At 65.3% G+C, this 8,959-nt stretch carries 13 protein-coding genes; 11 read left to right on the forward strand and 2 right to left on the reverse strand.

Annotation, left to right across the window (positions count from 1 at the left end; genetic code table 11):
• Nucleotides 1–140: 140 nt before the first annotated feature.
• On the forward strand, nucleotides 141–281 hold the full coding sequence (locus ACIBQ1_RS61620; protein ID WP_397292829.1) for a hypothetical protein: 141 nt from the start codon (nucleotides 141–143) through the stop codon (nucleotides 279–281).
• Here ACIBQ1_RS61620 and ACIBQ1_RS61625 read toward each other — a convergent pair.
• Nucleotides 262–984 carry a hypothetical protein gene (locus ACIBQ1_RS61625; RefSeq protein ID WP_397292830.1) on the reverse strand — a complete coding sequence of 241 codons (723 nt, stop codon included), beginning with the start codon at nucleotides 982–984 and terminating at the stop codon, nucleotides 262–264. The two genes, ACIBQ1_RS61620 and ACIBQ1_RS61625, sit on opposite strands and share 20 nt — an antisense overlap.
• 6 nt (nucleotides 985–990) lie before the next feature.
• Here ACIBQ1_RS61625 and ACIBQ1_RS61630 point away from each other — a divergent pair, with 6 nt between their 5' ends.
• The 3 genes from ACIBQ1_RS61630 to ACIBQ1_RS61640 are packed head-to-tail and all read left to right on the forward strand — an operon-like array spanning nucleotide 991 to nucleotide 2,112.
• Nucleotides 991–1,182: a hypothetical protein gene (locus tag ACIBQ1_RS61630; RefSeq protein WP_397292832.1), complete on the forward strand. Its 192-nt coding sequence runs from the start codon at nucleotides 991–993 to the stop codon at nucleotides 1,180–1,182.
• A gap of 24 nt (nucleotides 1,183–1,206) precedes the next feature.
• Nucleotides 1,207–1,644, forward strand: coding sequence for a hypothetical protein (locus ACIBQ1_RS61635; protein ID WP_397292834.1), 438 nt, complete (start codon nucleotides 1,207–1,209; stop codon nucleotides 1,642–1,644).
• A 15-nt stretch (nucleotides 1,645–1,659) separates the two neighbouring features.
• Nucleotides 1,660–2,112 carry a tyrosine-type recombinase/integrase gene (locus tag ACIBQ1_RS61640; RefSeq protein ID WP_397292836.1) on the forward strand — a complete coding sequence of 151 codons (453 nt, stop codon included), beginning with the start codon at nucleotides 1,660–1,662 and terminating at the stop codon, nucleotides 2,110–2,112.
• Between the two features lie 83 nt (nucleotides 2,113–2,195).
• Here the strand turns inward: ACIBQ1_RS61640 and ACIBQ1_RS61645 are convergent, their stop codons facing one another.
• Nucleotides 2,196–2,891 carry a TetR/AcrR family transcriptional regulator gene (locus ACIBQ1_RS61645; protein WP_397292838.1) on the reverse strand — a complete coding sequence of 232 codons (696 nt, stop codon included), beginning with the start codon at nucleotides 2,889–2,891 and terminating at the stop codon, nucleotides 2,196–2,198.
• 233 nt (nucleotides 2,892–3,124) lie between these two features.
• Here ACIBQ1_RS61645 and ACIBQ1_RS61650 point away from each other — a divergent pair, with 233 nt between their 5' ends.
• The 7 genes from ACIBQ1_RS61650 to ACIBQ1_RS61680 all read left to right on the forward strand — a co-directional run bounded on the left by ACIBQ1_RS61650 (nucleotide 3,125) and on the right by ACIBQ1_RS61680 (nucleotide 8,515).
• Nucleotides 3,125–3,577, forward strand: coding sequence for a carboxymuconolactone decarboxylase family protein (locus ACIBQ1_RS61650; protein WP_397292840.1), 453 nt, complete (start codon nucleotides 3,125–3,127; stop codon nucleotides 3,575–3,577).
• 112 nt (nucleotides 3,578–3,689) lie between these two features.
• Nucleotides 3,690–4,484, forward strand: coding sequence for an isocitrate lyase/phosphoenolpyruvate mutase family protein (locus ACIBQ1_RS61655; RefSeq protein WP_397292841.1), 795 nt, complete (start codon nucleotides 3,690–3,692; stop codon nucleotides 4,482–4,484).
• A gap of 60 nt (nucleotides 4,485–4,544) precedes the next feature.
• Complete coding sequence (locus tag ACIBQ1_RS61660; protein WP_397292842.1) at nucleotides 4,545–5,192, forward strand: nitroreductase family protein; 648 nt, start codon at nucleotides 4,545–4,547, stop codon at nucleotides 5,190–5,192.
• Nucleotides 5,193–5,360: 168 nt separating this feature from the next.
• Complete coding sequence (locus ACIBQ1_RS61665) at nucleotides 5,361–5,744, forward strand: MmcQ/YjbR family DNA-binding protein (RefSeq protein ID WP_397292844.1); 384 nt, start codon at nucleotides 5,361–5,363, stop codon at nucleotides 5,742–5,744.
• Between the two features lie 233 nt (nucleotides 5,745–5,977).
• Complete coding sequence (locus tag ACIBQ1_RS61670; RefSeq protein ID WP_397292845.1) at nucleotides 5,978–6,895, forward strand: NADP-dependent oxidoreductase; 918 nt, start codon at nucleotides 5,978–5,980, stop codon at nucleotides 6,893–6,895.
• A 522-nt stretch (nucleotides 6,896–7,417) separates the two neighbouring features.
• Nucleotides 7,418–8,296: an SLC13 family permease gene (locus ACIBQ1_RS61675; RefSeq protein WP_397292846.1), complete on the forward strand. Its 879-nt coding sequence runs from the start codon at nucleotides 7,418–7,420 to the stop codon at nucleotides 8,294–8,296.
• Between the two features lie 15 nt (nucleotides 8,297–8,311).
• On the forward strand, nucleotides 8,312–8,515 hold the full coding sequence (locus ACIBQ1_RS61680; RefSeq protein ID WP_397292848.1) for a hypothetical protein: 204 nt from the start codon (nucleotides 8,312–8,314) through the stop codon (nucleotides 8,513–8,515).
• Nucleotides 8,516–8,959 lie beyond the last annotated feature (444 nt).

The raw sequence follows: 8,959 nt of genomic DNA on the forward strand, positions 1-8,959 counted from the left end.
GTCACAAACGATCATGATGCTGGTGGCCGTTCCCATGCCCACAGGCGCCCCCATGGAGCACATCCCTCGAAGATCCCGAACTACAGCTGCCGTAATTGAGGAGCAGAATCCGGTCCAGGAGTTCACGGAGCAGCGTGCCGATGACGCGCTCGCAGATGGCGTTCATCCTCGGCGTCCGCGGCAGCGTGGTGATGATCGGCAGCCCTTCAGCTGTGAAGATCTCCCTGAACGCCGAGGTAAAGAGCGGATCCCGATCGTGGATCAGGAACGTGGCCCGGTGATGCGGTTGCCCAGGTTCATCGCCAGGTTGCGGGCTTGCTGGGCCGCCCAGGCCCCGGTCGGGTGTGCGGTTACGCCGGCCAGGTGCAGTCGTCGGGTGCCGCGCTCGATGAAGATCAGCACGTAGAGCCGTTTGAGCGTGATCGTCTCGACCACGAGGAAGTCACAGGCGATGATCGCGTGGGCCTGAGCGGTCAGGAATTCCCGCCAGGTCGGCCCGGCTCGGCGGGGTGCCGGATCGATACCGGCGGCGTGCAGGATCTCCCACACCGTGGAGACCGCGATGTGGTAGTCCAGCCGGGCCAACTCGCCTTGGATTCTGCTATGCCCCCAGCTCGGGTTCTCCCGCGCCATCCGCACAATCAGTGCCTTGACCGGTCGGCGGGTGCAGGGCCGTCCCGGACACCGCCTGTCTGTGAAAGTCCACTTACGCGCCACGAGACTGCGATGCCAACGCAGGATCGTCGCCGGGGTGACCGAGAACGCCTCCGCCCACCGGCGGTGGTGTATCAGCCGCGACAACGCCGCAAGCCAGAGACGGTCGGCGTCACCCCACCGAGGCCGGCTGCCGAACTGACGGCGGAAGACCTGGTTCTCGTGACGGAGCACCAGTACCTCAGCCTCTTTGGACAGATCGGAGCGGACCAGCACCGTCAGCAGGTCGAACAAGCCCCTCACCAACCGGTAGACAAGCGACAGCAACACCTAGCGATGGTCGCAGCCGCTGCCTTGATCATTCAGCAAACCCCAGTTCAGAGCACGAAATCGTGTTTTCGAGCGGGACAGGATCGGCTGCGGGTCTCCAACATCGCGGGCATGTTCGACGCGATCGAGGAGTTCAACGAGGTCATCGCCACCGAGCGGGCCAGCGGCGACCCGGCCCGCCAGGCCAGGGTTCGCTAGCGGCGTCCGGTCGGACCATCGACGATGCATCGCATCCGTGCCACCTTGCGCCACGCGGTGAACGTGGCTATCAAGCAGGACCGGCTGCTGGACTTCAACCCCGCCGCCGCGGTCGAGTTCCCGCCCGCCGTACGGCCCAAGCCAGTGGTGTGGACCGAGGGAAGGGGCACACTATGGCGCCTGGATCACGAAGCGCTCCTGGACAGAACCCGGCGCCTGCGCGGCGGCAAGCGGGTCGACCCGATCGCGGTCTACGTCGGTGCGCCTCGGCCGTCACGGGTGATGGTGTGGACCGCCCCACAGACTTTGGTCTTCCTCGCCTTCGCCCGGCGAGACCGGTTGTTCGCTCTCTACCGGCTGATCACCTTGCGCGGGCTGCGCCGTGGCGAGGCGGCGGGGCTGCGCTGGAGCGACGTCAACTTCCGCGAGGCGACGATCGGCGGGCACTGGCAGATCACCTAGCTTGGCTGGCGGCCGGTGCAGGGCAAGCCGAAGACCGAGGCCAGCGACCGCACGGTCGTGGTCGACGCCGAGACCATGGCGATCCTCAAGGAGCACAAGAAACGGCAAGCCAAAGAGCGGCTGGCCGCAGGCGAGACGTGGGTCGATAGCGGCTTCGTCTTCACCGATAGTTTCGGCCGGCCGCTGCATCCGCACCACCTGACTGATGCCTTCTACTGGCTGGCCTACCAGGCAGGACTCTCACCCGTTCGCCTCCACGACCTCCGCCATGGGGCGGCCACGATGATGCTGGCCGCGGGAGTCGAGTTGAAAATCGTCCAGGAAACGCTCGGGCACGTGTCGTCCACCTTTACCCGTGACACCTACACCAGCGTTTATCCCGAGGTCGCAGCCGCCGCCGCTGAGTCTGTCGCAGCTCCGATCGCGACCCATCCAGTGCTGCCCGTCCAGAAAGCCGCCACGGGATGATCTTGAAGGCGGAGTCCTAGCCTGTGTTCCTTCACGACGGTGTTGTCACCTCAGCGTTGGCTTCTGGCGGCGCTGGCGGTATTTCACGGAGCCTTCGACGGCCCGGGCGCTGACGCCAATCTGCTGGCCGATCCAGCGATAGGACCGTCCGGCCTCGTGGTCGCGAAGGTCTCCACGTAGTCGATGGCCGTCTGTAACGCGTCCTTCAGCGGAGAGATGTCCCGGGCGACCTGGGCAAGGAGCATGCCGCCCTGGAAGGCAGCAAGGAGCAGGTTGGCCAACTGTGCGGGATCTGCTTCGGTGCTCATGCGGCCGAGTCGCTGCATGTGCTGGATTCCATCGCGGAAGATGCCTCTCCACTGGTCGAACGCGCTCACGAGTTCATCGTGAACGTCGAGGTCGGTCTTGATGATCTCGCTCGCGAGGGAGCCGAGGCTGCAGCCTTCCTGGTAGGCGCGTTCGTAACCGACGTAGAACGCCGCCCACTTCCGAAACGTGTCGAGGGTGTCGAAGCCGGAGAACTGCTCACTGCGATGGAGCGCTAGTACGCGCTCGGCCTGCCATTCAATCACTGCCAGGACGAGGCTCTCCTTGGTAGGGAAGTAGTGGTTGAGCTGTGATCCGCCGACGCCGGCGGCGTGACGGACCTGCTCGTTGTTCGTGGCGTGGACGCCGTTGGTGTAGATGAGCTCCGCGGCGTGCTCCAGGATTCGGGCCCGCGTGGCCTGTCCCTTGTCGGTGAGCTTGCGAGGCTCCCGGGCTCCCTTCGTGGGCTTCATGCTTCACACGATATCGAATATTGGGCTTGACAGCCCAGTCGTGAGCAGTGTTCACTCTAAAAGTGGGCTGGCTAGCCCAAAACTGTCGCATGGGTCGGCTGACGACGACCATTCCCACCGATCGGAGTTGATTTCCAATGTCACGCCTTAGTGTTCCCTCTCCTGACGACGTCCCCGACGGGGCGAAGGGCATCCTTGACAACGTCGGCGCACAGTTCGGCTTCGTCCCGAACATGTTCGCGACTCTCGCGTCGAATCCGACCGTCCTCGACGTCGTCATGACACTGCAGGGCACCTTGAGCCGGGTTCTGGACGCGAAGGCGCGGCACACCATCGCGCTCGCCGTGTCGCAAGCCAACGGTTGCGATTACTGCCTGGCGATACACACATACGTATCGTCCGAACTCGGTGGCATGTCGAGCGATGACATCGACTTGGCCCGGGCCGGGAGCTCGATCGATCCCAAGCGCGCCGCGGTCGCTCGTTTCGCTCAGCAGGTGGTGGAGAGCCGCGGTCAGGTGAGCGACGCCGACCTTGCGGCTGTGCGAGGCGCTGGGTACACCGACCCGCAGATCCTGGCGATCGTCACGGTGGCGGTGCAGGTCCTGCTGACCAACTTCATCAACAACGTCAACCAGACCGACATCGACATCCCCGCCGTCAACTCGGCCGGTACGCCCGGCTGATCGCCGCGACGCCCGTCGAGGCCGCGCACACAGCCCGATAAACCCCTCACTGCCCCAAACGATCACTCAGGAAAGATGCGATATGCCAGGCTCCGAACTCTATGAGAAGTTCATGGCGCTGCACACCCGCGACGGTGGCCTCGTCATGCCGAACGCATGGGACGGCCTCTCGGCGTTGATGCTGGCCGATGCCGGCTTCGAGGCGATCGCGACATCGTCGGCGGCACTCGCCACCACACTCGGCCGGTCCGACGGACGTCACGAAGTCACCCGCGACGAGCACCTCGAGCATGCGCGGCTGCTCAGCCGGCTCACCGGGCTGCCCGTCAACGGAGACTTCGAGGACGGCTACGGCGACACGCCTGAAGACGTCGCGGCGAGCGTCGAAGCCGCCGTCGAGTCCGGCCTGGCCGGTATCGGGATCGAAGACACCTCGGGCAATCCCGATCACCCCATCCGCGACTTCGACGAGGCAGTCAACCGCATACGCAGCGCCGTCGAGGCGGCCAAGGGGCGCATCGTCGTCACCGGCCGCACCGACAACTTCATCCAGGGGCGGCCCGATCTCGACGACACCATCCGGCGTCTGACGGCCTTCGCCGAGGCCGGCGCGGATGTGCTCTACGCCCCGTACCCACCCGACCTCCACGCACTCGTCGCGATCGTCACCGCCGTCGCGCCGACACCGGTCAACGTCCTCATCTCGCCGGGGGACAAGGTGCTGACCGTCGCTGAACTGCAGAAGGCCGGGGTCAAGCGCATCAGCTTGGGTCCAGCGCTCTACACCCACGCAATGGAGGCACTCGAACAGGCCACCAAGGCTCTCGTCGCGGGTGACCTCACCGCCGCGACGACAGGAATCAGCTTCGAGCGCATCAGCGAACTACTTGCCCGCGGCACGAACTAGCCCAAAACACCGCGAATCACCGCTCCTCACCCACCCATCGCAAGAAGAAGGCAGATTGACATGAATATCGACAAGCTCATGAACAAGCACCTCACCAGGTATTTCGACCCCAGCAAGACCATTCCGGAGGAAACCCTTCAGCAGCTGCTGAGGTTCCTGCGCTCCACGCCGTCATCGGTGAATGTACAGCCCAACCACTTCTACGTCCTCGCCACGCCCGAAGGCAAAGAGCGGCTCGCCAACAACCTGGGCGAACGATTCCAGGACAACGCCGAGAAGATCCTGAACGCGTCGCACACCATCATCCTCACCACCCGGGCAGATCTACCCGACAGCCACCTCGAGGCGGTGTTCACGAAGGAGAGGGCCGACGGCCGGTTCCCTGACCCGTCAAAGCAGGAGCTGTGGGAATCAATGACCCGAGACTTCCTCAACCTGCGCAGCTACAGCTACAAGGACCTGAACCACTGGATGGAGAAGCAGACCTACATGGCGGTGGGCCTGACCATGATGGCGGCCGCTGAGCTCGGCGTCGAGGCCACGCCGCTCGAAGGGTTCGACCCGACCAGTGTCGACAAGGCGTTCAAGATCCGCGAGACCGGACACAGCACGACGGTGCTGATGGCCCTCGGCTACCCCGACCCGGAGAGGGTGTACACCACGCCGATCTCGCGATTCGACGCCGACCGGCTGTTCACCTTCATCTGAACACCCACCCGGAAACCAGAACCCACAACAACACATAGTGCTCGTAACACGATCTTGTTGAGGTTGTCGGCGTGCGGGCGCCGCCGTTCGTGGCGGCCATGCGGGAGACGCCACCTTGGGCCTTGGCCGGCGGTTAGGGCACTCGGATCGACAGAGGAGTTGATCACCTTGGACGGACAGGAGCTGCAGAAGATCGCGGGCGACTGCACTGTGGGACTGCCCGGCGCCCACCTGGAGCATCGTTTCGGCTCCGACTGGAAGGTCTACAAGGTGCGCGGCAAGGTCTTCATGCTCATGACCGACATGCCGGGGCACCCCGTCGTGATCCTGAAAGCTGATCCGGATGACGCCGCAGCCCTGCGTGAGCAGTACGCGGACATTACCCTCGGCTATCACATGAACAAGAAGCACTGGATTACGGTGGAAGGCGGGGACGCCATCGACGAGAAGCTGGTGAAAGAGCTCGTGATCGACTCCTACCGTCTCGTGGTCGGCGGGCTTCCCAAGTCCGAGCAGCCCGTGGATCCGCGCACCTACGGCCGCCGCGCCTGACCTTCGACGTGCCCATCAGCGGCGAGAAGCTCCAGAACAGAGCGCGCGACACGGCACCGGCGATCGGCCACCGACCGGCGCAAGCACCCGAACCGCCACGCACACCAGGCCCATGACCTGCGAATTCACGATGCACGCGGCGCATCGGCCTGCAGCCTCATCTGCTGGAGGCGGCTGGAGAAGCACCGCTCGTGATCGTGTTACGAACACATACGAGGAAGGGGACGATCTCAATGAAAGCCATTGTGGTAACCGACCAGGCCGCGGGAACGGCCGGGATGACGCTGACGGAGCGGCCTGAGCCGCCCGCAGCGATCAACGACGTCATCGTTCAGATTCATGCATCGGGCTTCGTCCCGACAGAGATGGAGTGGCCATCGACCTGGACCGATCGCGCCGGCCGTGACAAGACACCGTCGATCCCCGGCCACGAGCTGGCCGGAGTGGTCACCGCCCTCGGCTACGGCACAACGGGGCTTTCGGTCGGGCAGCGGGTGTTCGGCCTCGCCGACTGGCACCGCGACGGCACCCTCGCGGAGTACGTGGCGATTGAAGCACGCAACCTCGCACCGCTGCCCGGCGACGTCGACTTCACGGTAGGCGCGTCCCTGCCCATCTCGGGTCTGACCGCGTGGCAGGGGTTGTTCCAGCACGGCCGCCTTCAGGCCGGCCAGACCGTCCTCGCCCATGGCGCAGCCGGAGCAGTCGGGACGATGGTGACCCAGCTCGCACGTGAGGCCGGCGCTTACGTCATCGGCACTGGACGCGCCGCCGACCGTGAGAAGGCGCTCGACTTCGGCGCGCATGAGTTCGTCGACCTCGAGAACGACGCGCTGAAAGACGTCGGGGGCGTCGATCTGGTCTTCGATGTCATCGGCGGCGACGTCCAGAGGAGCTCCGCGGCTCTGATCAAGACCGGCGGGACGCTGGTGTCGGTCGTGGGCCCGGTCGAGGCCCGCCCCGCTGATGGCCTGGCGATCGATTTCGTTGTCGAGGCCGATCGCACCCAGCTGGGTGAGATCGTGCAGCGAGTCCGGGACGGGCGGCTGCGTACGAACATCGGAACCACCGCGTCCCTCGACAACGCGGTCGCAACCCTCAACTCAACCGAGCGACGCAAGGGGAAGACAATCATTCGTGTACGCCCGTAGGGAGCGATGGCCACACTCTGATCGGTGGGGCCGAGCGGCCAGTCGAAGCGACTCGTCGCGGAAAGCAGCGTCGGGTCCGCCGCGCGAACGGGTCATCTGATCCGAAAATCGGAGAGTAAGTAAGAAGGCGGCAGCGAACCCCGGCGGCTCTCGGTGCGCCGGGGTTTGTGATCAGGTCAGCTGGTCAGGCGATGGGTTCCAAGATGACTCGGTAGCCCAGGGCTCGAGTTGGCGGACGTGGTTGCGTTTCTTGCGCTCGGGGCCGAAGCGGGTGTCGTGGAAGTCGACGCTCAGTTTCGATGAAGCGAGCGTTGGGGTCGGACAGCAGGTGCCAGACGATGGTGAGGATGGAGCGGCGTGCGTCCGATGCCGGGGATGTCATCCAGTCGCTCCACCGCGTGCTCGAAAGGGGCGATGAGCTCCTCGATCTTGGCGTCGACCTCGGCGATGTCCCGGGGCGAGGATTGCCGACCGACCCGAGGGAGACGTTGACGAGGCGGGCTGACCGAAGCCGATCAAGTAGTGGACGCCCACCGCAGAGATGGCCAGCGTGAGCGGCAACCCCCAGCCCAGTGCCCGGCCGGGCAGCCGCCAGGCACCGCGCAGGTCCTGCCAGCCCACTCGCATGCGCTGATGGTGCTGCTGGTGTTGATCATGCCCCTGGCCTCGGCACTGCTGGACAACGTCACCACGGTGCTGCTGATCGCGCCGGTGACGTTCCTGGTGTGCGAGCGGCTCGCGCTGCCGGCGGCGCCGTACCTGATCGCCGAGGCGATGGCCTCCAACATTCGCGGCGCGTCCACGCTGGTCGGCGACCCGCCGAACATCATCATCGCCAGCCGCGGCGGCCTGACCTTCAACGACTTCCTCATCCACATGCCACCGATGGTCATCGTGCTCATGGTGGTCTTCATCGGGTTGTGCCGGTTGCTGTTCCGCAAGTCCTTCCACTACGACCCCGAGCTGGCGGCGCAGGTCATGGCGTTGAACGAGCGGGAGGCCATCGCCGACCGCAGGCTGCTGTTGCAGTCGCTCGCCGTGCTGGCCCTTGTGATGGCGGCGTTCGTGCTCCACCCGATGCTGCACTATGAACCGTCGGTGGTGGCCATTTTGGGCGCGGGGGTTCTGGTGGCAGCCACCAAGGTCACCGCCGAGGAGGCGATCCGCGAGGTGGAGTGGCCCACAATGGTGTTCTTCGGCGGATTGTTCATCATGGTGGGCGCTCTCGTGAACACGGGGGTGATCGACCAGATCTCGCGGGCGGCCGCCGAGGCAGCTCGGGCTCGCCACGATGGCGCTCCTATGGGCCTCGGGCGCCTTGCCGGCGATCGTGGACAACATCCCGTACGTGGCCACGATGAGCCCCATCGTGGCGGAACTGGTCCAGGCCAACGGGGCTAACGGTGCGGCCGAGGTTTGTGGTGGGCGCTGGCTTTCGGCGCGGACCTGAGCGGCAACGCCACCGCCGTGGGCGCCGCGGCCAACGTCGTCATCCTGGGCATCGCCGCCCGCAACGGCACGCCCATCAGCTTCTGGCAGTTCACCAAGTACGGCCTGGTGGTCACCCTGGTGACCATCGCGCTGTGCGTGCCGTACCTGTGGCTGGGCTACCTCATGTGACACCGCGTCTACTGCGTAGACCGCTTCTCCTGTGTAACGTATGGGGGTGGAGATGTCCGCTACCTGCAGGACCGGCGTCCCCACCGCCGCCACCACGCCCGCAGACCGACCGGACGAGCAGCGGTCCGCCCGCACATCGTTTCCTTGAGGCGAGTTGCCCTGAGTCAGCGATCCTCACGCGTCAACCAGCGCTCGCTTCCATCTCCCCGTGTCGGGCCAGGCTGATCATCGCCCGCTGGAGTGCGCAAGTCCGGCATGGGATCTACACCGATCTCGCGCACACCCCGGCTACATCCGCCACGGCCGTCCATGAGAACTACGGTACTCGGATCGTCCGGTTCCAGTGCCAGAACGCCCTCGCGGTGCGGTGGCGATGGCCGGCCAAAGTACGGCCACGACGCTTTCGGGAATCTCCTCCTTCGGCTCGCCGGCGTAGAACGCGGC

The organism is Nonomuraea sp. NPDC050153 (assembly GCF_044460125.1).
Classification (GTDB): domain Bacteria; phylum Actinomycetota; class Actinomycetes; order Streptosporangiales; family Streptosporangiaceae; genus Nonomuraea.